The sequence below is a fragment of the Syntrophomonas wolfei subsp. wolfei str. Goettingen G311 genome (assembly GCF_000014725.1).
Lineage (GTDB): Bacteria > Bacillota > Syntrophomonadia > Syntrophomonadales > Syntrophomonadaceae > Syntrophomonas > Syntrophomonas wolfei.
The window spans coordinates 2,492,209-2,514,417 of record NC_008346.1 but is presented as its reverse complement, the minus strand read 5'-3'; the positions used below and the strand labels follow the sequence as shown (position 1 = coordinate 2,514,417).

19 protein-coding genes are annotated in these 22,209 nt (G+C 46.9%); 14 read left to right on the top strand and 5 right to left on the bottom strand.

All coding sequences use genetic code 11. The features are described from left to right. Window positions 1-33: 33 nt before the first annotated feature. From SWOL_RS11250 to SWOL_RS14765, 6 genes are all read left to right on the top strand, one after another. Entirely contained in the window at window positions 34-705 is a 672-nt protein-coding gene (locus SWOL_RS11250) for a response regulator transcription factor (RefSeq protein WP_011641559.1), read from the top strand. Window positions 706-708: 3 nt separating this feature from the next. Next, window positions 709-1,911, top strand: coding sequence for a sensor histidine kinase (locus tag SWOL_RS11245; protein WP_011641558.1), 1,203 nt, complete (start codon window positions 709-711; stop codon window positions 1,909-1,911). Window positions 1,912-2,183: 272 nt separating this feature from the next. Then, the gene (locus SWOL_RS11240; protein WP_011641557.1) at window positions 2,184-3,287 is read left to right on the top strand and encodes an AIR synthase-related protein; all 1,104 of its coding nucleotides are present in this window, start codon (window positions 2,184-2,186) and stop codon (window positions 3,285-3,287) included. Window positions 3,288-3,322: 35 nt separating this feature from the next. Next, window positions 3,323-3,775, top strand: coding sequence for a GNAT family N-acetyltransferase (locus SWOL_RS11235; protein WP_011641556.1), 453 nt, complete (start codon window positions 3,323-3,325; stop codon window positions 3,773-3,775). Between the two features lie 326 nt (window positions 3,776-4,101). Next, on the top strand, window positions 4,102-5,415 hold the full coding sequence (locus tag SWOL_RS11230; RefSeq protein ID WP_011641555.1) for a cyclic 2,3-diphosphoglycerate synthase: 1,314 nt from the start codon (window positions 4,102-4,104) through the stop codon (window positions 5,413-5,415). A 29-nt stretch (window positions 5,416-5,444) separates the two neighbouring features. After that, window positions 5,445-5,585 (top strand): hypothetical protein, encoded by a 141-nt coding sequence (locus SWOL_RS14765; RefSeq protein ID WP_155814226.1) that lies wholly within the window; start codon window positions 5,445-5,447, stop codon window positions 5,583-5,585. A gap of 16 nt (window positions 5,586-5,601) precedes the next feature. Here the strand turns inward: SWOL_RS14765 and SWOL_RS11225 are convergent, their stop codons facing one another. After that, the gene (locus tag SWOL_RS11225; RefSeq protein WP_011641554.1) at window positions 5,602-6,807 is read right to left on the bottom strand and encodes an MFS transporter; all 1,206 of its coding nucleotides are present in this window, start codon (window positions 6,805-6,807) and stop codon (window positions 5,602-5,604) included. A gap of 360 nt (window positions 6,808-7,167) precedes the next feature. On the opposite strand from SWOL_RS11225, the gene SWOL_RS11220 reads away from it, so the two are divergent. Next, window positions 7,168-7,926 carry a histone deacetylase family protein gene (locus SWOL_RS11220; protein ID WP_011641553.1) on the top strand — a complete coding sequence of 253 codons (759 nt, stop codon included), beginning with the start codon at window positions 7,168-7,170 and terminating at the stop codon, window positions 7,924-7,926. A 163-nt stretch (window positions 7,927-8,089) separates the two neighbouring features. On the opposite strand, the gene SWOL_RS11215 is transcribed toward SWOL_RS11220, so the two are convergent. Together SWOL_RS11215 and SWOL_RS11210 are read right to left on the bottom strand one after the other, a co-directional pair. Next, window positions 8,090-9,379, bottom strand: coding sequence for a Glu/Leu/Phe/Val family dehydrogenase (locus tag SWOL_RS11215; RefSeq protein ID WP_011641552.1), 1,290 nt, complete (start codon window positions 9,377-9,379; stop codon window positions 8,090-8,092). 192 nt (window positions 9,380-9,571) lie between these two features. Further along, window positions 9,572-10,171: a 5' nucleotidase, NT5C type gene (locus tag SWOL_RS11210; protein WP_011641551.1), complete on the bottom strand. Its 600-nt coding sequence runs from the start codon at window positions 10,169-10,171 to the stop codon at window positions 9,572-9,574. Between the two features lie 277 nt (window positions 10,172-10,448). Here SWOL_RS11210 and SWOL_RS11205 point away from each other — a divergent pair, with 277 nt between their 5' ends. From SWOL_RS11205 to SWOL_RS11195, 3 genes are all read left to right on the top strand, one after another. Beyond that, entirely contained in the window at window positions 10,449-10,841 is a 393-nt protein-coding gene (locus SWOL_RS11205) for a bacteriohemerythrin (protein ID WP_011641550.1), read from the top strand. A 170-nt stretch (window positions 10,842-11,011) separates the two neighbouring features. After that, entirely contained in the window at window positions 11,012-11,860 is an 849-nt protein-coding gene (locus SWOL_RS11200) for a prohibitin family protein (RefSeq protein WP_011641549.1), read from the top strand. 104 nt (window positions 11,861-11,964) lie between these two features. Further along, complete coding sequence (locus SWOL_RS11195) at window positions 11,965-13,236, top strand: ArsB/NhaD family transporter (protein WP_011641548.1); 1,272 nt, start codon at window positions 11,965-11,967, stop codon at window positions 13,234-13,236. A 77-nt stretch (window positions 13,237-13,313) separates the two neighbouring features. Here SWOL_RS11195 and SWOL_RS11190 read toward each other — a convergent pair whose 3' ends face one another. After that, window positions 13,314-14,225, bottom strand: coding sequence for a hypothetical protein (locus tag SWOL_RS11190; RefSeq protein ID WP_011641547.1), 912 nt, complete (start codon window positions 14,223-14,225; stop codon window positions 13,314-13,316). Between the two features lie 330 nt (window positions 14,226-14,555). Between SWOL_RS11190 and SWOL_RS11185 the strand changes: the two genes are divergently transcribed. Together SWOL_RS11185 and SWOL_RS11180 are read left to right on the top strand one after the other, a co-directional pair. Continuing rightward, the gene (locus tag SWOL_RS11185; protein WP_011641546.1) at window positions 14,556-15,128 is read left to right on the top strand and encodes a nitroreductase family protein; all 573 of its coding nucleotides are present in this window, start codon (window positions 14,556-14,558) and stop codon (window positions 15,126-15,128) included. A gap of 93 nt (window positions 15,129-15,221) precedes the next feature. Then, entirely contained in the window at window positions 15,222-15,512 is a 291-nt protein-coding gene (locus SWOL_RS11180) for a hypothetical protein (RefSeq protein ID WP_011641545.1), read from the top strand. Between the two features lie 67 nt (window positions 15,513-15,579). On the opposite strand, the gene SWOL_RS11175 is transcribed toward SWOL_RS11180, so the two are convergent. Beyond that, window positions 15,580-17,577: a methyl-accepting chemotaxis protein gene (locus SWOL_RS11175; RefSeq protein ID WP_011641544.1), complete on the bottom strand. Its 1,998-nt coding sequence runs from the start codon at window positions 17,575-17,577 to the stop codon at window positions 15,580-15,582. A 479-nt stretch (window positions 17,578-18,056) separates the two neighbouring features. Here SWOL_RS11175 and SWOL_RS11170 point away from each other — a divergent pair, with 479 nt between their 5' ends. Both SWOL_RS11170 and SWOL_RS11165 read left to right on the top strand, forming a co-directional pair. Further along, the gene (locus SWOL_RS11170) at window positions 18,057-18,542 is read left to right on the top strand and encodes a coiled-coil domain-containing protein (RefSeq protein ID WP_011641543.1); all 486 of its coding nucleotides are present in this window, start codon (window positions 18,057-18,059) and stop codon (window positions 18,540-18,542) included. 32 nt (window positions 18,543-18,574) lie between these two features. Next, window positions 18,575-22,075: a 6-pyruvoyl-tetrahydropterin synthase-related protein gene (locus tag SWOL_RS11165; protein ID WP_011641542.1), complete on the top strand. Its 3,501-nt coding sequence runs from the start codon at window positions 18,575-18,577 to the stop codon at window positions 22,073-22,075. Window positions 22,076-22,209 lie beyond the last annotated feature (134 nt).

Below are 22,209 nucleotides of genomic sequence, written 5' to 3'. Positions count from 1 at the left end.
ACCGTCCCCATGCCCGCGAAGGCGAGGAATAATATGCGACTATTGCTGGTGGAAGATGAAAGACAGCTGGCGGAAGCCTTGAGTGAGCTGCTTATTAAAAATAGATATGCCGTTGATGTAGTTTACGATGGAGAAGCCGGGCTCGACTATGCTCTGACCGGAATATATGATCTTGTTATCCTGGATATTATGCTGCCGCGGATGAATGGATTGGAAATTTTGCGGCAATTGCGCTTGAACGGCATATCCAGCCCAGTTATGTTGCTTACGGCCAAAGGTGAACTAGAGGACAAAGTGAGCGGTCTTGATAGCGGGGCGGATGACTATCTGGTGAAGCCATTTGCAGCGGAAGAATTGCTGGCTAGAATAAGGGCGTTGAGCCGCCGTAAAGGCGAAATGATCGTGGATGACACCCTGGATATCGCTGACTTTACCCTCAATCTATCGACTTATGAACTGGAAGGCAAGAATAGCAGTGTAAGGCTTACTCGAAAAGAATTTGATATAATGAGATATTTCGTTTATCGTCCCAATCGGGTATTAAGCAAGGATGAGCTGATCGAAAAGGTCTGGGGTTTTGATTCTGAGGCTGATTACAATAACATTGAAGTATATATCTCTTTTCTGCGCAAAAAATTGGCCCATATAGGCTCCCAAGCGGCTATAAGCACCTTGAGAGGAATTGGTTACAAGCTGGAGGTATGAGTAGTGTTTGCTAAGCTTAGAAAAAAATTTGTTATCATTAATATGTCGCTGCTGACCATAGTATTTTTAGTCATCTTCAGCGTTATTTACCTCTTAACCGCGGTGGCCGGAGAACGACAAACAGAGTTTGCCCTGAACACTATAATGTTCGCTCCCCCTCGTCCTTTTCCGGATAATCCTATTCTGGCCAGCAGTATGGTGGCTGAATTGGATGAAAAGGGCCATATGGTGAGAAGTTTTTCCTTCATGAATATGAGTCAGCAGATAATTGGCCAGGCAGTTGAGCAGGCGGTGCAAAGCCGGGATTTGTCAGGCAAAATCCGGATTGAGGAGAGCTATTACGCTTTTCTGAAGCATAATACCGGCAACGGGACCAGGATAGTTTTTGTGGATCGGACTCCCCAGCACCGGATGCTGATGAATCTATTGCTGACTTTTCTGCTGGTGGGCAGTATCAGCCTGCTGCTGCTTTTCCTGATCAGCATCTACCTGGCCGATAAATCCATCCAACCCATTCAAGAGGCATTTGAAAAACAAAGGCAATTTATTGCCGATGCTTCCCACGAGCTCAGAACCCCGCTGGCCGTAATAAAAACCAATCTGGCCTTGATAACCGCCAACAGCGAAGAAAGCGTTGAAAGCCAGTCCCGGTGGATTGACTATATCTCTTCCCAGACGGATAGTATGGCCAACCTGGTCGATGATATGCTGGCCCTCGCCCGAATTGATTATATGAAAGCGAAAACTCTTTTCACCCGGTTTGATTTAAGCCAGACTTTAAGCAGCACTCTCCTGGCTTTTGAAGCTATTTTTTATGAAAAGCATATAAGCCTGAAGCAAGAAATTCAAGAAGATATTTTCCTCAATGGGGAGAAGGAGAACATAAAGAAAGTCATCAGCATCTTGATTGATAACGCCATAAAGAATACCGGGGCCAACGGGAGTATTACCGTTCGGCTGGCCAGTGACAAAAATAAAATAGAGATGCGGATAAGCAACACGGGTGAAGGGATTCCGGCTGAAGATCTGCAAAAAATATTCGAACGCTTTTACCGGGTGGATAAATCCCGGAGCCGGGAAAACAGGGGTTATGGTTTAGGACTGGCTATTGCGAAATCAATTATAGAACAACAGCAGGGAAGGATTTATGCTACCAGCACTCCGGGGGCAGATACATCTTTTGTGGTGGAATGGCCCAGGACTTAACTATGAGGAATAACCTTCTTCTTGTCTCTATATTCCATAGTTAGCGTTTTGCTGTGGTGGAATTATCCCCAGCCCTCCGGGGAAAAATAGGTTTAACGAAAGAATATATTTTGAAAGTATACATGAGAAAGCCCTTATCAGGAAGGAACGGATGCTATACAATTAAGGAGAAAAGTGAGGAATTCCTCTACTCCCGCTTAAGTTCAGGCAAATAAAAAACTCTCTTAGTGAATGAAGAAATCCCATGACTATTCTTATGAGGAGGTTGTTTTATGAATAAGGTGGAAAAGGCGCTTATGCATGCTTTGTTTGTACACCTGCATCACAACACAGATAAGGCGATTAATTTTGGCTTGTTCAAGCAGCTAAATCAAAAAGTAGAGCAAATCTGGCCCGGAGCCTTATTGGTAGGGCCTGATGCCAATGATGATGCTGCCGTATTTCGTATTCCTGGTACCGATTGCTTTATTACCGCGAAAATGGAAAGCCATTGTTCCCCCAGCGTTCCCCGGCCTTATGACGCTGCTGCTACCGGAGCCGGGGGGGCTATGCGCGATGTGGTGGCCATGGGAGCCCGGCCCATATTCCTGCTGGATTTCATCGGTACGCGTCCTCTGGAACAAGAAGTTATTGTTGGCCCCTGTGGATTTGCCGGAGAATGCACCTGTGGACAATGTGAAATAATGAGCAGCCAGGATAGGATTAACCTGATGCTTGAAGGGATGGCCAAAATGTGTGAAACCATGGGTGTATTTGTGGTTGGGGGCGGTTTTTCCACCTCATTCAGCGATATAGTTCCTGCTGTGGTAGTAGCGGTAATTGGCCAGCAAGTTACGAAAAAACCCCTTACCAAACCGGCAAAATCTGCTGGTGATAAGATCATCATAATCGGGGAGACCGGTACCGATGGCAACGATACCCTGTATAGAGCCGGTTTGGTGCCGGTAATGCAGCCGGCCCTGGCTTTATTTGTGGAGGAGAAAACCACTATGGAGGCTACCTTGGCCGCTTTCGCCACCGGGAAAATCAAGGCTTGCTCGGACCTGGGCGCCGCCGGAATTGGCGCGGCGGTATGTGAATCAGCCCGCTTTGGAGGGTTGGGAGCCCGGGTGGAATTGGATAAAGTCCCGGTAAGAGAGACTAATATTACCCCGGAAGAGATATTTATTTGTGAGACTCAAGCCCGTATGTTGCTTCAAGTCCAGCCAGAAGATGTGGATGAAGTACTGGAGGCCATTCGCAGTAAAAATGGTATTGCCGCCGTAATCGGTGAGACTACCGATCAGGATTATAATGTTTTTAGCTACCAGGGTCAGACGGTGGCTACCATAGTAAATAAGCCATCGCCGGAACTGCTGCAGGAATTAATGGTTTAAAGCATCACTTTAAGCAAAATAGAGAAGGGGAGAAGATGGTGACTGGCCCTTGCCGGATAGAGAGGGCGGGCATAAAAGATTTGCCTTTAATGCTCGAATTATGGAGATGCATACCCGGGCTGGGAGTGGGTAGTGGTGATGAAGAGGAATCCTTGCGCTTATTTATGGAAAGGAACCCCTCCACCTGTCTGGTACTGAAGGATGGGGAGCGTTTGCTGGGGACCGTGCTGGGGGGTTTTGACGGGCGCCGGGGATATATTTACCACCTGGCGGTGCACCCGGATTACCAGGGCCAGGGTTATGGCCGGGAGCTGCTTAAAGAGGTGCTCCATGAATTGCATAAGCTGGGAGCCCCCAAAATACACCTTTTCGCTTTCAATGAAAACCAGCTGGCGGCGCGTTTTTATCGGAGCCAGGGCTGGGAATGGCGCCGGGATATTCAAGTATTTTCCTGGGATATGGGTAAATGGAAGACGGAAGACGTATGACAGGGGGACGGGGTTGTTGACAAAGTTTTCTTCAATGCGAACGCTATTAAGGTTGCTGCACCGGCACTTGGCCAAACCTCATTAAATTAATAGAAAATTATCCTTTCTGAGTGCCGGGTCAGAGACCTCCAGTGTCAGAAAGTTTATTTTCTTACTAACCCCGTTGCTGGCACTCAGTGTATCTGATAATCTGTGAACCAATATAAAGATGCTGAGTACCGAGATGAAAAGTGAGCAGATCCGGGTTAAGCTTTACTACTTCTGATTATAGAGGAAGGGTAATCGGCGCCCGGGCTACTATAGAAAAACCAGAGAGGTGGGTTTTAATGAAAGCGACTCGAGTAATCATTATGGGTGCAGCCGGGAGAGATTTTCACAACTTCAATAGCTATTTCCGGGATAACCCGGCCTATGAGGTGGTAGCCTTTACAGCTACACAGATACCGGATATAGAAGGACGGCAGTATCCGCCTGGACTGGCCGGCAAGCAGTATCCGCAAGGCATACCCATTTACGCGGAAGCAGAGCTGCCCGAATTAATAAAGAAATATGATGTGGACCAGGTAATCTTCGCTTACAGTGATGTATCCCACGAATATGTAATGCACCAGGCATCTCTGGTTATGGCTGCGGGAGCGGATTTTCGCTTGATGGGGCCTAAAACGACCATGCTCAAGTCCAAACGCAAGGTAGTAGCGGTCACTGCGGTGAGGACTGGCAGCGGGAAAAGCCAGACTACCAGGTATGTGGCCGAACTGATTACTGCTACCGGCAAAAAGGTGGCTATTATCAGGCATCCTATGCCCTATGGCAATCTGGAGGAGCAGCTGTGCATGCGTTTTGCCAGTTATGAGGATCTGGACAAATTTAAATGCACCATAGAAGAAAGAGAAGAGTTTGAACCCCATATCGATAATGGCATGGTGGTCTATGCCGGGGTTGATTACGAGGTTATTCTGCGCCAGGCGGAGGAAGAGGCGGATGTGATTCTCTGGGATGGGGGCAACAATGATATTCCTTTTTATGCTTCCGACTTGCACATAGTAGTGGTTGATCCCCACCGTCCCGGGCATGAGACCAGTTACCATCCGGGTGAAACCAACCTGCGTATGGCCGATATCGCTATTATCAACAAGATTGATTCCGCCGACCCCGCCAGGGTAGAAGCGGTTAAGGAAGCCATAATCAAGAACAACCCGCTGGCCAAAATCATCATGGCCAACTCCCCGATTACGGTGGAAAACCCCGATTCCGTTAAGGGCAAGAAGGTTCTGGTGGTGGAAGATGGCCCCACCCTGACACATGGGGAGATGGCTTATGGTGCAGGGGTAATTGCGGCGGAAAAATTGGGTGCGGGCGAATTGATAGACCCCCGTCCCTACGCGCTGGGCAGTATCAAAGGAACCTTTGCCAAGTATGGGCATTTGTCCCGATTGCTTCCGGCCATGGGTTATGGAAAGACACAGATTGAAGAATTGGAACAGACTATTAATAACTCACCGGCGGAGGTAGTGGTTATCGGAACCCCTATCGACCTGCGCCGGGTCATGTCCATAGACAAGCCGGCCGTAAGAGTGCGTTATGATTTGGAGGAAATCGGCCATCCCCAGCTGGCGGAACTGCTGGCGAAGGTGCTGTAAATCCAGGGATACTGTAAATCCAGGACAAAGTGAAAAGAGTCAGGGAATTTGTGGCCGCCCGGCCAATCTCCAATAAGGAGACTAGCCGGGCGGTGATTTTTTCTGCCTGTTTAATCCGGCTACTCCAGCCTGCGGGTGTTGCTATTGAAGTTGCGGGCTTGGGGGAGTAAGTGAAAAACCGAAAAATTAAACCTGTTGTACTTCGGACTTCAAATCCTTGCCCCAGAGAGCGAAAATTAGCATACCGGCTAAGCCGCAGAAGAAGGCGGTAATGAAGTTGGTGCCCGGGGAAATATGCCAGAGCCAGGCACTGCTTAGAGCAGCCAGGGAGACGATAACATCCCGAATCAGGTAATAAGTACCGAAGGTAGCTGCTTTCAGGTCTTCGGGAGCGAGATCCATAATGAGAGCTTTACGGGTGGGTTCGCCGAATTCCTTGAGACCGCGGATGACAAAGGCAAAAGCCAGAGCAGCAAAGCTATGCGAGAAATAGAGAACCAGGGGGAAGAGGGTAAAAAAGACGAAGGTAATCAATACAAAGGGTTTCTTGCCGTATTTGTCCGCCAGATAGGCTACTGGGATATATACCAGGACGGCGGTAATCATTTCAATAGTAGTTAGGATGCCGAAGTGAAAAGGAGATATTTTATTTACTTCCACCACCCACAGGACGACAAAGGCATAAGGTATCTGCTCGGCAAAGCGGATTAATATATCGGATAGAAGCAGGCTGCGCAGCCCCGGAGAGAAAGAGGAGAATATATCCCGGGCATGCAGGTGGGCTTCCTGTTTTTCTTCGCTGTCTTCAATGAAATAGTACTGGACGATTAGAGAGAGCAGGCCCAGAACAAAAGCGAGGCAGAAGGCGATGCGAATGCCTTCTACTTTGCCGAAAGCTCCGATGAGCAGGCCGCCGATGATTGGACCTAGAGCCATGGGAATGCGCCTTACCAGCGAATGCAGGGTAACGCCCATGGTTCTTTTATCTTTACTCATAACCCGGGAGACCAGGCTCATTATAGCCGGCAGGGAAATGGCAGTCCAGGAAATGAAAAAGATGCAACCGACCAGCACTGCCTGCCAGCGGGGAATGAGTATAACGATGGCATAGCCGAAAAGGGCTATTACAGTGAAAAGCATCAGGGATTTTTTGTAGCCCAGTTTTTCCGCCAGGTATCCTCCGGGAAAAGAATAGATGGCACTTAAAAAGTTATCCATGGCGTTAAGGAAACCGACAGCATAGATGCTACCGCCCAGAGCAATCAGATAGAGAGGCAAAAAGCGCTCGGCCATTTTCTCGCCCATACCGATTAAGATTACCATGACGAGCATGGAAATCATACTGGAATTAATACCGAAAAAATTCTTCAGACTTTTCTTTATATCATCCACTGCTATCACTCCATCTGGGAAAACTGTAGGGGAATAAACTACAACTCTTATTATATTGCGAAATGAATGATAGGGGATAAAATATTTTTATCGCCTAAAACACCAGCATTGATTCTGAACAAGGGCAATAAGCCTCACTTTTCTTATTAAGCGGCAGGGAAAAAAACTTCTTCTGGCGAATTAAGGAAGAAAGAGTTATCATGTCCTTTTTTACCGCTTATAATGAGGTAAAATATGTTTCCCGCTTCTTTAAGTGGCCAGTTTCCTATTAACAAAGCAGGCGGCGGTTAATGATCTCCCGCCTCGTTGCAGCGCTGTGTTGAAACTTATTGATAGAGCCATAAAGGAGGTAGTAAGAAGATGAAGGTGATTTTTGAACCCCGGTTTTTGTCTTGCTACTGCAGTGACCCGGCAGCCTCGGAGCACCGCCTGGACAAAGCCCTGGAGTTATTGCGGGAAGATTATACCCTGGAGCAGGCCGCTCCGGCTGTTGACAGTGATGTTTTGCTGGTACACAACCAGCATCACTTAAACCGGGTCAGATTCAACCGGCAGGTCTATGAAATGGCCCTGCTCTCTGCTGGAGCTGCTATTAAGGCCGCAGAACGGGCGGCAGCAGGCGAGCCGGCCTTTGCTTTGTGCCGTCCTCCCGGACACCATGCCAGCCCGGATGGTTTCTGGGGCTTTTGTTATTTTAATAATATTGCCATCGCGCTGGAAAAACAATTGCAAAAGGGAACGATTAATTCGGCCCTGGTAGTAGATTTCGACTTGCATTTTGGAGATGGCACCAATAATCATGTTAATAATCGTCCCGCCTTTTCCTATTACCATCTGGATGGGGACAATGCCCAAAATTACTTGCAAGGATTGGAAAAGCTACTGGCCCACCTGCGGGGAGTTGATCTCCTGGGTATATCAGCGGGCTTTGACCAGCACAGCCAGGATTGGGGGAGGTTGCTGGCTACGGAGGACTACCGTGAAATCGGGCGTTTGCTGGGGGAATTTGCCCGGGAAAAATGCGCCGGTCGGGTCTTTGCTGTTCTGGAAGGAGGATATAACCCGATTTCTTTGGGGGAAGCGGCCCTGGCCTTTTGGCAGGGTATCGAGGGGAAGTAAGCCGGTTTCGCTACATTCCGGCTTCTTCCCGGATACTTTCTTAGGTGAGGAGTGAGGGTAAGTTCATCGCTGGCAGTGGCCCTCAGGCCGTAAGGGGTTCCTTTGCCAGATGACCATTCCGCCCTCCGACTTCCGTCTTCTGTCTTCCGTCAACTGACGACCTCTACACCCAGCCCCGCATCCTGGCCGCCTGAGCCACCCGGTTGATGGAGATTACATAAGCGGCATCACGCATATACAGGCTGCTCTGCCGGGATAATTCACTGACGGCTATAAAAGCAGCGGTCATTTTGCTGTCCAATTTCTCTAGAACCTCATCCTTTTCCCAGAAGTAATTGCTATTGGACTGAACCTGTTCAAAGTAGCTGCAGGTTACCCCCCCGGCATTGGCCAGGAAATCAGGAATGACGAAAATACCCCGTTTTTTGATAACTTCATCAGCATCCGGTGAAGTAGGACCGTTAGCCCCTTCCACCATAATTTTTACCTGCGGGCTGATTTTCTCCACATTGGCGATGGTAATCTGATTTTCCAGGGCGGCGGGTATAATGATATCTGCCTCCTGTTCCAGCCAGGCTCCGCCTTCCAAAACCTCGTAGTTCAGGTCCTGAGCCTTGCTCTTGTCAATACCGCCGTACATATCGGTAATTCCACAGAGTTCATCCACATTTATGCCGTCTTTCTTGCGGAAGGTATATGGTTTGCGCTCCACATGATCCCAGCAGGATACAGCGATAGCTTTGCCGCCCAGTTCGCTGTAGAGGCGGGCCGCATATTGTGCCACATTGCCGAATCCCTGTATGCTGGCAGTGGTAGCGGCAATATTGATGCCTTTTTCTTTAAGGGCCTCACGCAGGGTATATACTACTCCATATCCGGTAGCCTCGGTTCTGCCCAGGGAACCACCCATTCCCACCGGTTTGCCGGTAATAAAGCCGGGATACCTTCCCCCGTGAATGGCTTCATATTCATCCAGCATCCACAACATATGCTTAGCATTGCTCATAACATCAGGTGCGGGCACATCCAGGTTGGGGCCAACATTCCGGGCCACCTGTCTTACCCATCCCCGGCAAAGCCTCTCCTGTTCATTCTCGCTCAAGTTGCGCGGGTCGCAAATTATTCCGCCCTTGCCGCCGCCCAGGGGAATGTCTACTACCGCACATTTCCAGGTCATCCACATGGCCAGAGCGCGAACTGTGTCCGCAGTTTCATGGGGATGAAAACGGATTCCGCCTTTGGCCGGTCCCCGGGCATCGTTATGCTGTACCCGGAAGCCGCGAAAAACCTGGGTACTACCGTTATCCATTTTGACCGGTATCAAAAAGTGGTATTCTCTCAAGGGTTGGCGGAGCAGTTCTCGTGTTGCCCCCTCCAAACCGATAATTTCCGCTACCCGGTCAAATTGCGCCTGCGCATGCTCATAAGGATTATAAGTGTTATCCCCCATCATTCCGTCCTCCTCATTTTTTGTTTGCCAAATCATTTTTTATCATCTTTGGGCAAAATTATATCTCTCCCGGCTGGCAACAGCAAGTAGACCGGGCAAGTATACAGGTACACAAGGCTGGTTAGTATAAAAGGTCGTCAGTCGTCGGGCGTCAGTCGTCAAAAGGGTTTATGCAATGGAGTCGCGGAATCAAGTTTAAGCCCGCCTGGTATTGGCGGGGAGTTGCTTAACCCAGTCCAAAATTTCGTTCCAGTGCTTTACTCGTATAATACTATCTGAACTGAGATGACGGTTATAGGGATAATCGAACAAGATCACTGGCATGGCTCGGCTCAATTCCAGGGCCAGGTCATGGTGATCCTCAATCATAAGCTGCACTCCATGTTGCATACAGACCTCCAGCTTGCTGAAATGGTGCATATTGGGGGTGGCATTTAAAATCAAATCATCATAGGGAACACCATAGTGCCGCAGCCAATCTATCGTAACCTGCTCCACCTTTTGAAAATTCTGGTTGCGGGAGGTAATAAGTATGAGTTCGTGCTCTTGCTTCAATTGCTTAATTGTTTCCACTGCCTCTTCCTTGGGCCTCATCTCCTGGTAAATGGTTCCCAGGTAGGTGTTGAGAAACAAATCAGCGGTTTCCTCATCCCAGCCCAAAACATCCTCCAGGTAATAGTAGTTTAGATCCGGGATAGTGTTAAGCTCCCGTTCCTCTCCGAATATCCGGGCGTAATGCATAATCATTTCCGTGGTGTGGGTAATGGTATTGTCAATATCGATTCCGATCTTCATCCTTATTTATTACCTCTCCTTAATCTTGTTAAATCAATATTCTATACTATGCAAGCATCTTCCTCTTCCTAGGTGGCAGGGAAAATATGATTGCCTGGTTAAATCGATTTTCATTTATATTTCTTTAAAACTATCGTTGCCAGCTTGAGTAATATCTAAAAAAAAGTTGAAACAGAATCAAAGCTGTAGAATGGTATAAACGAGAATTGACAAAGCTTGAGTAAAGGCCCTATGCTCATAATAATAAAATATGCAAAAAATATGGGGGGAAGGGAAAATGATAAGATGGAAAGATGAGTATAGCGTGGGGGTTGAACATATTGATGAACAGCATCGCAAATTGTTTGAAATAGCCGGGCGGGCTTATGATTTGCTTAAAGATGAGCTGGTAGTGGATAAATACGATCGAATCGTGGCCATTCTGGGGGAGTTAAAGGACTATTCTGTTTTTCACTTCAATTCAGAAGAGGAATACATGAAGAGCATTGGCTACAGAAAGTTTTTATCACATAAAGTAATTCACGATGATTTTATCGAAAAAATTAACGGCATTGATCTGGACAAGGTTGATGAAAACCAGGACAAATACCTCCTGGATATTCTCGATTTTATTGTTCGCTGGATAGATGGGCATATTCTGGGTCAGGATAAGCAATACATGCAAAGTTGATTATTCTTTGATCACTCTCGCTCCGTAAGAGATAGAACGGGTAAGAAACGCTTAAACTACGCTGTTTGGCTACAGCTTATTGCTGCTAAGGAGGTGTCGCCAGACCGCTTATTTTGTTGTGATGGAAATGAAGCTGAACTGACGGCTTAAGGGGAAAGGAATGATGTTTGATGGAACCTGAAATAATATTAACTGAAAAAAAGCCGAGTTTTTCATTTATTCAACCTCAATTTCTTAAAATAGCGCTTATTGTATTTCTGCTTTTATTGTTACTTACGATACTGCGCCCGCTAGTTATTGTACCGGCAGGTCATGTGGGAGTGAAGCTCAATTTTGGCGCGGTTCAAGAGCCGCCGCTCAAAGAAGGAATTCACTTCATTGTTCCCATATACCAGAAGGTAGCAAATGTTGATTGCCGGGTAAGGAAGGCGGAACACCATGCGGCTGCAGCCAGCAAGGATCTGCAGACGGTAACTTCAATGGTTGCAGTAAACTATCATGTCAGTCCTGCCAGTGCCGCCAACCTCTACCAGCGGGTAGGGATGGATTATGAGAACACGGTAATTGCCCCGGCTATTCAAGAATCCATCAAAGCGGTTACTGCTGGCTATACAGCGGAAGAGCTTATTACCAAACGCGCCGAGGTGGCGCTTAAAACCAGCGAGGTGCTGGAGCGCAAACTATTGGACTACCATATTAAAGTAGATCGCTTTAATATCGTAAACTTCGAGTTCAGTAAAGAATTCAACAAAGCCATAGAAGAGAAGCAAACGGCGGAACAACGGGCTCTCAAGGCCCAGCGTGATCTGGAGAGGATTAAGATAGAAGCCGCTCAGAAGGTTACCCGCGCTCAGGCTGAGGCCGAGTCTCTAAGGATTCAACGCCAGGAAGTTACTCCTGAGCTTTTGCACCTGCGGGAAATTGAGAACCAGCGCCTGGCTATTGAAAAATGGAACGGGCAGTTGCCCCGGGTGAGTGGTGGAGCTATTCCTTTCATTGATGTGGATAAGGTGGAATAATCTATACCCGGATTAAAGGATATAGGGACAGAACTTTCAGGGGAATCAACTTTTGTAGTAGAGTTCGCTATATTCTAGAAAATGCTTTTGGGAGATGTAATTAGGTGACCGCATTTTACTTATCTATTGCTATATTCCTGGTAACTTATATATTTATTATTTTTGAGAAGGTTCATCGTACTATTATCGCTCTGGTAGGTGCAGGTTTGGCCATTGCCCTGGGCTTGCTCAGTCAGAAAGCAGCCATTGAATATATTGATTTCAATACCCTGGGTCTATTGATAGGCATGATGATAATTGTAGGTATTACCCGAAGAAGCGGAGTTTTTGGCTATCTGGCCATAAAAGCGGCCCGGGTGGCAGGAGGGAAGCCGCTGCGGATACTGGTGGCCCTGGCAGTGGTAACGGCAGTATTGTCGGCTTTTTTGGACAATGTAACCACCGTATTGTTGATAGTACCGGTTACTTTTGTCTTGACCGATCATCTGGAAGTTCCAGCCTTCCCGTTCCTGTTTGCCGAAATACTTGCCTCCAATATTGGGGGAACGGCTACCCTTATTGGAGATCCCCCTAATATTATGATTGGAAGTGCCACCCATCTAGGTTTCCTTGATTTTATTGTCAACCTTGCTCCTATTGTAATTGTTATTATGATAATAACTTTGCTCTGTCTGGTATTAATGTTTAGAAAAGACTTGCGGGCTGATTCTCAGAAAATAGAGAGCATAATGGCTATGAATGCCCGGGAAGAAATCCGTGATTGGGCGATCTTAAAAAAATCTTTGCTGGTTTTGGGCTTGACCATAAGCGCCTTTTTTCTGCACGGATTCTTACACCTGGAAACCGCAACTATAGCTTTACTGGGGGCTGCTATTCTAATGCTGATTTGTGCGGCGGAACCTGAAGATATTCTACTCGCTGTAGAATGGCCCACTATATTCTTTTTTGCCGGTCTTTTCATAATTGTTGGGGCTATGGAGGCCAATGGCGTTATGGAGTTGCTCGCTCGACAGGCGATGGAACTGACTGGGGGCAGTTTGACCGCCACCGCTGTGGTGGTGCTCTGGATATCAGCAGTATTTTCCGCTTTTGTGGATAATATTCCCTTCGTGGCTACTATGATACCGCTGCTGAAAACCATTGGGCAAATGTCAGGATTAACGATGGATCCGATTTGGTGGGCGCTATCTCTGGGAGCTTGCCTGGGCGGGAATGGAACTCTGATTGGGGCTTCGGCTAATATTATTGTTGCTGGAATATCCGAGCGGCATGGTCAACATATAGGCTTTATAGATTATTTGAAGTATGGATTTCCTTTGATGCTGCTGTCCATAGCCATAGCCAACCTGTATCTTTGTCTGTTTTTACTGCCCTAGCTCTTTTATCACCATTATAGAAGGTGAAGTATGGATGAAGGCAATAAAGTAAGCTTACCAGGGGTGAGTTTTTCTGGTCAGGATTTACCCTTGGTCATAGCCTTTTTGAGTTTTTCCTCCAGCTTTTTCAGATTATCCAGGCTTATTTCACCTTTTATTAGTACCAGTTCCATCTCTTGATTCTTTATGGCATCTTCCAGGTCGCGCAGGGCAAACTCACAACAGCTTATTAGGCGGGGATCAGCATCTTTGGCCTGTACCTTGAGGCTTTCCCAATTTTCTTGCATCTTGGGTAGATGCAGAGCGGCTTTTTCCCAGTCCTGCCGCATGCTTTCCTGCATAGCGGCCATTACTTCATATTTTACCCGAAAAAAATCCGGGGGCAGGGTTATAGCGAAAACCTGGGCTATGTCAGCAAAAGGCTGGTAAAGGCTTATGGCTGCCATTAGGCTTTCTTCAGTATTTTGTTTGCTCGCTGCCATGGTAAGACTGCTCAAGGTCTTTTCCCAATGCTCCCGTGAGCTTACCGGGAGGCCAGCTCGAACTGCCTCTGGCTCCAGTTGGTTCCAGTTCTGGTGAATACTTTTAACCCCCTGATTTATGGATGGCCAGGCATTTTTCGAACTAGAAGCAGATTCTTGCTGCTTGCTTCCACCTTGCTTAGAGGAAGAAGCAGATTCTTCTTTTTGGCTTCCCGCTTGACTGGAACCCTCTTTTTGCTTTTGGCCGCTTGATGCTGAGGAACTTTTTCCTACCGTTTGCTGGAATGATGGCATTTTCTGGGCTTTTATCATTTTATCCAGTTCCTGTATTATTTTATCCAAATCCTTCAGGAGCTTCTCTGTCTCCGGAGGAGCCTCAGGTTTTTGCCCACTTGATTCTTTTGGCTTCTGTGGTTTTGATTCTTTTTGGGAACAGGCCGGGAGGAAAAGGAGGCCTAAAATTAGAAATGCCGACAGGAAAAGGATTATAACTTTGCTTTTTTTCATATATTTTCACCTCAATAGTATTTGATTCCCTTACTCGCTTGTATATTTATGCAACCCTTTTGCATCAAAAAGGGTTTTTACAGCAAAATCTTATTTTTTTAATAAATTCCCATTGATAATACAATGCTACATATAAGCAGGTACAGGAGCCTGCCAAGGCTACAACATTTTTATTTAAAAGAGCAGATAAGAACATCCTTATGTATTAGTTTTTTACTAATCCCCTGTTGATATACATCCCTGTGTTTTTGGCTGCTTGCATTTACTCCCTGATTATGATTAATTAGTGGAAAGAAAGATCCGAAAGGGAAACTACAAGGAGGTAATAGTATGGATTTTTACGAGGTTATTCATTCGCGGCGGGCTATAAGGAAATATAAAGCCGATATGGTACCCAGGGAAACCATCCTTAAGATTCTGGATGCGGCTAACTGGGCTCCTTCGGGAATGAATATGCAGCAGTGGGAATTCATCGTAGTCTCCGGAGAAAAGAAAAAGGAGATGGGAGAGAGTTACGGGCGCTTTGCTGAAGTCTATACTGCTGATTGGGAGGATGCGGCTAGAAAAGCGGCGTTTTTACAATTTGCCCGTTCTTTTGGCGGGGCGCCAATAATAGTTGTAGCCTTGACCAGGGGCAGTAAAGATGAGACAACGCGCAAAATGCACCTGGAGAGTGTTAGTGCGGCTTTTGAGAATCTTTTATTGGCCGCCTGTGCTGAGGGTTTGGGTTCTTGCTGGATGACCGGTCCCCTGCGTGATGAGGCATCTATAAGGCGCATTCTTGAAATCCCGGAAGACCGGGAAATAGTAGCACTTACCCCCATAGGTTATCCTGATATGAAAGCTGAGCCTCCAGCCAGGCTGGATCCGGAATTAAAAAACAAGGTTAGATGGGTGGATTGAAGATAATCTAATCCTCAGTTAGGCTACACTTAATGATGAATTTAAATGGCAAAATTTTAGTTTAAGGAATTAATAAAAGGAGGAATTATACTAATGGAATCAACCCTGGATAAATTAATAAGTGATATTAACCAAGCCGAATCTACTAAGGTTACTCATTATCTATGTCTTGGCGTAGGTATCAGCAGCAGAGAAGGGAACTATGAAAAAATGAGGGTAGAGAGAAATGAGGAGGGTAAGATCGCTCTGGGAGTGGATTATGATCTGCATTACATAGGTGATGACTATGAAATTGAAAAGACCGGAAGCTTCGAAGATGGCGGCATAGACTATGAAATCAGGGAAGAGGGGATACTTCTGCTTATGCTCCACCTGCAGAAATAAGCCATATTTCATGTATATCTGTATATCACGGGGACGGTTCTGCTGAGAACCGTCCCCGTAATATATTCTACAACTTGAAGCGGGTAATAAGCAGGTTCAGCTTTTCGGCGTTTTCTGCCATTCTAACTGATGCGGCACTTATTTCTGTGGCTGCTATAGCAGCTGTTTGGCTGGCCTCTGCTATTTTTTGGGCTCCGGCAGATGAGTCTCTTATGGTGCCAGCGGTAGAGTCCAGGCTGTGGTTTATGTCTTCCACTGAGGCCAGGACTTCTTCGGTATGTTTTTTTATTTTTTCGATTAGGTTTAAAAACATGTCGCTATCATTCTTGTAATGCTTGCATATCGTAACCATATCTCCATAATCGGCAATAATCTGGGTATTAATAAAATTCAGCAATTCTTCAGCATAGTTGGTTAAATTAGCGATAGACCTTTGCACCTGTTCGGTCATGCCTTGAATCCCCTCTACCGCTGAGGCTGAGTTTTCTGCCAGTTTTCTTACTTCTTCCGCTACCACGGCAAAGCCCTTGCCCTGTTCCCCGGCTCGGGCGGCTTCTATAGCGGCATTAAGGGCCAGAAGATTAGTCTGGCTGGCAATACCGGATATATTTTCTGCCAACTCGGATATTTGTTCTACCACCCGGGCTTCTTCAATGGCTGCAGTAAGTTTTTCTTTTATAGTTCCATAAACATTTTCTGCGGTCTTTTTATGATCCTGGGCTCCGTTTTGCATTCGCGCCGCTCTCTTTTCAATGCTTTGGGCTTGAAGAACACCCTGCTCTGCATCCTTACTGGCCAACAATAAAGCAGATGATATCCCTTCGCCCGAGGCATTTACTTCGTCAGTTGCAGAAGATATATTGGTTATACCTGCCGCGATCTCTTCTGTGGAAGCGGATAGTTCCTCTACAATTGAGGCTATGTTTTCACCCGAAGCGGCCAGCTCTTGACTGGAGGCTGCTACTTCCTGGGAGTTAAGGGCTACTTCGTGCAGCATATTTCTCAAGCCTTGAACCATATTATCCAGGCTACTGGCCAGATGACCTATCTCGTCTTGGCGGGCAAGAGCTCCAGCAGCTATTTCTACTCTCAAGTCTCCGTCAGCAATCAGAGATGCATTTCCGGCAACATTTTTAATTGGTTGGGCCAGGGTTCTACCCAGATAAGTAGCCAGGGCGATGCCTATGAGAAGAAAAACAAGAGCAGCGACCAGCACCCCTACTGTCATGCTTTTCAGGCCAGCCAGCACTTCATCCTGGGGGGCGGTTACAGCAATCGACCAACCGGTATTTTCCACCGGGGCATAGCCCATGAATTTGTTGGTACCGTCAGTCCACAGGTATTCACCGTAACCACACTCAGCTTTCAACATATTCTTTACAATTGCAGCCAGGGGAGCGAGTTTTGGATCCTTGTCCGCTTCTGCGATCGGATCATATTGTTCTATTACCATTTCCTCTTTAGGATGGGCTATAACCTGGCCTTGACGGTTCAGCATATAGGCATAACCGCTATCACTAAAATTTACCCCGGCTATTATTTGGCTCAAGATCAAACCATCCAGTGCCGCCGCCAGGACTCCGATAACTTCCCCCTCGGTACCACGAATAGGGCTTACCATCATTACGATGGTGTTACCATCAATTCTACTGACTATAGGATCGGAAACACTGGATTGGCCCTTCAGGGCCTGGTCAAAGTAATCCCGATCCTTTAAGTTGGTGGTCGAACCCGCAGTTGTGAGCACCTGCCCATCCAGCCCGGCAACCCCCATCATCAAATAACCCAGTCTTTTGTTGGCTTGCTCCAGAATGGGGCGCTGCTCTTCCCATTTCATACTAGTAATTTCTGGCTGTTCCGCAATAGTTTCCATTACCGATAAATGGTTATCTAGCTCGCTGCCTACCAGTTTAGTAGCATCCTGGGCTTTGGCTACCACACTTTGTTCAATGTTAGCCATTAAGGCTTTGGAAGCATAAAAATAAGATATGAAACCTAAACCAGCACAAAAAAACAGCACCACCATACTAATATACAGCGTTAATCTGGAACCAATGCTTTTCATAATGATCCCTCCTCCAGATATTTCACGAAAAGCTCGAACTACCTGACAAAACAAGCCTAACAAGTCGATAAAAAATAGGTTGATAAACTAGATACAGTTGAAGTGAATGATGAAAGGCCCGATTAATTCTATTTACAAAGTATTATATATAAGTTATTTCTATACCTCGATGGACTTTCCTGCCTATGTTTGCAACATTTTGAGGAATTTTTGATTTCTGTCTATGAAGCAGGGATAGAACATATATTAGAATCGTGTAATAAGTTTTTAAAAATCACTTTAAATGGTACTCTTTCCATGTTAATATGTATATACTAACTTAAGTCATGGTTTTATATAGTAAGATAGTCACGCTTCAAGCTTCTTATCTGCATATTTCAACATCGCCACTAAATTTCGTTGGGAATAATAGTGAACTTCATCGTGTACATAGCTATAATTAAGCTATGGAGCAGTTGGATCAGGGGGAGGAAGGTAAAATGAAGTTTTCAAAAACCTTATTCGGCTTTAAGCCTGGCGAAGTAATAAGCCAGATAGATAACATGGAGAACGAACACCAAGAAAAAATTAATGCGCTTAATTCGGAAATAGAAAAAATTCAGGCAGAATTGCATAAGGCTGAAGAAAAGCGAGAAGATCTGCAAAAGCAGCTCAATTCCTATATAGAAAAAGAAAATTTGATTGCCGAGGTTATGGTCACCGCCCAGATTAATGCCCAGAGAATTGAGGAACAAGCCCGGGAACGAGCCCGCCATATGCTGGAAAATACTGAGGAGGAACTGAAGCAAAAATTACATGAGCTTGATTTCTTGCGCATCAAAGTGACTCGCTTTAAAGAAGACTTTCGTGAAGTTTTGGATAATTACCGGGTATCTCTGGAGAAAGTTAGGGAGGAACCTGAGGATCAAAGCTTTACCCCTACCTTAATCACCAAGGAAAACAGGAGGCATGATGTGTCTTCCTGAAACGAGACGGCAGACACCTTGGATATTGAATAATGGATAAGATGGATCGTGAGCGGACCCTCGCTGAGAGTCTAAAGCTGCAGATAGATAAGCTGCTGCAAAAAAAACAGGAAGTCGATCTTGGCATTGAGAATTTAGAACAGGAAATCGCTCGTAAAGCTATGAGGCAAGAATCTCTGGATCGCTCCCTGGAGGAGAGCCAAAGAATTGCTGCGGGAATGGAAGAAAAGGCCCATTTATCAGCAGCAAAAATCCTGGCCGAAGCAGAAGCTATAGCAGCGGTAAAAAGAGAGAAAATGTCAGCAATAGAACAGGAGATTGCTCTTCTGCAGGCTGAACTGAAAGAGAAAGCCACCGGGGAGCCTATCCCACAGAAAGAAGACGATAATAACCATCCCTCCACCGCCCAAAACTCTCCCAATGGTATTTTTGCTCGTCAACACCTTAATACTAATAGCTATCCCGAGTTTAGCCAAGTTGCAGCAAGTAGAGCAACTGGGGATGACAATATTTATAGTATGAAGTTGGTGGGATTCGTAAATGCCCGCCATTTCGTTATTTTCGGTGGCACAACCGGCCCGGTACATGCGCATTCCTGGCAGGTAGAGACCGAGGTGGATGTCCCCCGGGAAATTGGGGACACTATAGAATTCAGCCGGGTCTCCCAGGCGGTTTCTGCGGCCCTGGGACCCTATGAAAACACCATATTAAACCAGGTTCATCCCTTTGATTTAATACAACCTACTACCGAAAATATTGCCATGTATTTTTTCAACCGGGTGGATGAATATTTGGCCAAATTGGGCTTAAAATTATACCAGTTGAGTCTTTGGGAAACCCCCACCCGGGGTATTCAGGTTAATAATCATAATCTGTCTCTGGATGAGCAAATTGCTTCCGAGCTTAAAGCCCGGGAGGAAAACATTGCTTACCGGGAGGCGGCAGCCATAGCTGATCCTGACTTTGCCGATTTAGATCAGCGAGATAAAGAGGCTGCCGACAATAAGAAATCATTATCCAAGCCCCCTCCCATTTTCGCAGGTTCCCTGAGAGCTTCTTATTCCGTCCGGCAGTATCTGCTGGCTGCGGTGCTGATTTTATTCCTTTCTCTCCTGGCCTACCAGCATATACTCTGGCCATCGGTGGAACAGCGTTTTCCCTGGGGTTCCGATAGCTGGGGACATCTTTTTAAAGCCGAAATGCTCTACGAACAGATGCAACAGGGGAACTACTACCCTCAATTTACCGAATACTGGTACAATGGGGTACAGCCTTTCCGCTACTGGGCGCCTTTACCCTATTATGCCCTGGCTGCGTTAAGGGGCTTATGCGGGGATATCTTTACCGCCGGCAACCTATACATATATCTATGCGCGCTACTGGGGGCTCTCTCCTGGCTCTTGCTGTCACGGAGGATGGGGTTGTGGCCAGCAGTTATGGCTGCTGTGGTCTGGCTGCTCTGGCAGGACAATGTACGGGTAGCATTCTCCGAGGGCAATTTGCCGCGGGTACTGGCTACCGCTTTGCTTCCCCTGCTTTTTGCCCTTTTTTTACATATTATAACGCAGCGGAAATCCTATGGGGCCATAATAGCTGTTATTTTAACTGTACAATTAGTGTTGCTTAGCCATGCCATGATTGCGGCGGTTTATTGCCTATCTTTAGCCTTATTTGCTTTTTTTCTCTGGGTTTTTCAAGGCTGCAGCGTCAAAGACCTGGCCCGAGGGTTCCTGGTTCTTGCTGCCGGAGTGTTAAGCTCATCCTGGTGGCTCTTGCCCAGCCTGAGTGGGGGTATCACCGGCATTGATGCCCAGGCGGTCAAACAGGTGGTGCAGTTTGTCCCGGCCCATATTTCTTTATCTCCCCTGTACCGTTTCAAGAATGTGGAGACATTCTACTGGGGTATAAGCCTGGTGTTGCTTCTCCTGGCCAGCCTTGTCACCTGGAAATCAAAGCCCGCCTGGGCTCGGAGCCTTACTGTCTGTGGCATTATCCTGTTTCTCATTACTCTGCCTTTATTCCGAGCTATATACATAACCCTTCCGCTGAGCCATTTGCTCTGGCCTTTGCGTTTCAGCAGCTTTGCTGCCCTGGCTATTCTGGCCTCCGGCTTCACTTTGGAACTGGAAGAAAAACGACAAGGATGGCTGCAGTCATCCACTATCACAGCTTGCTTGCTGGTGGTTCTTTTGGCATTCCTGCTGGTAGATTGCCTGTTCTCTTTCCGCCTGCTGGCCCATACCGGAACCAAACCTTTTACAGTTATACAGAGTGGGGAATTTATTAAACGTGATCCAGGATGGAGAGTGGCCACCATTGATTTGAGTCGGCTGGGTTCGGCCCCTTCCTTCACCTTTTCTGAAATGGCGGGGTTAGAGCAGGTCTTTGGCTGGGCTTGGCAGGGTGCGGTTACTTCGCGCAATATAATGCTGCTTAATACCGGCTTGGAGCAGCAGTACTACCCGTTCTTATTTCGCTCCTGTGTAGATATGGGGGCCACTGATCTGGTGGTAAAGGAAGATGTTATTACCGACCTGGAGGCCTTTCGCGAGGCTGCAAAGAGGGCCGGCTACCAACAACGCAACAAGTTCGCCGATATAAGCGTCTGGAGGAGCATTGACCAGCCCTACCTGGTGCAAAAAAACCCCCGCTGCCTGGTAATCGGCAAATATGGAGGAACCATTGCCCTCCAATTTCCCGAGGTGGAAATGGCCTTGTCTTCCCGCATAGATGATTGCTCCCTGGAGGAGCTGGAACAATATTCCATGCTGATTCTCAGCGGCGCTAACTGGCATTCTAAAAAACAGGCGGAAAAGCTGATTAGCGATTATGCAGTCTCCGGCGGTCAGGTTTTTATAGAAATGGCAGGGATGCCCCCCAATGTACTGGCCAAACAGCCGGAATTTCTAGGGGTTTATGGTGAAGCAGTGAGTATCCGGCAGGAAATTGAAGTCCGGGGAGAGGATACCCGGGTGATTTTGCCCCCGCTATGGCAGCAGGAAGGAGAGTGGAAAGCTTATGTTCCTATGGGTCTGGATAAGGTGGAATTGGAGTTTTCCTACTATGGCAACCAGGCTCCGATACTGGGCTATAAATTACTTAAAGGAAAGAAGATATGGTTTCTGGGAGCCAACTTGAGCTATCATGCCTACCAGAGCGGGCAGTCAGAAAGTGCCCGGCTGCTTAAAAAGATTTTTGATTTAAAGACAGAATATGCGGGAGATACCATCATACCCCTGCAGGACTATGAGGCCAGTGAGAAGGGCTATCGCATGTCATACCGGCTGGAGCAGGATGCCGAGGTGATTGTCCCTATTTCGCTATTGGATGGTTTAGTAGTAAAGCTGGATGGGAGAAGAATTGAGGCGGGCAATTATGAAAATCTGCTCAAACTGCATCTGCCAGCCGGGACCCACCGCCTGGAAATAAGCATTGAAAAAACGGCGATATTTAGCTGGGGGAAATACCTGAGCCTGTTTACCATTCTTTTAGTTATAGCTGCTTTGGTAAGGAAAGTAAGGAGTGAGGGGTGAGGGGTAAGGGGTTCAATTTCCTTTCTGCTGCATCTTACTATTCAAGCCCCTGCTAACTCACTTATCATCGGTGGTTGCGGCCCCCGGCCATGGGGGGTAGTTTGGCATAAAGAGTGGGTGATAAAGAGTGAATT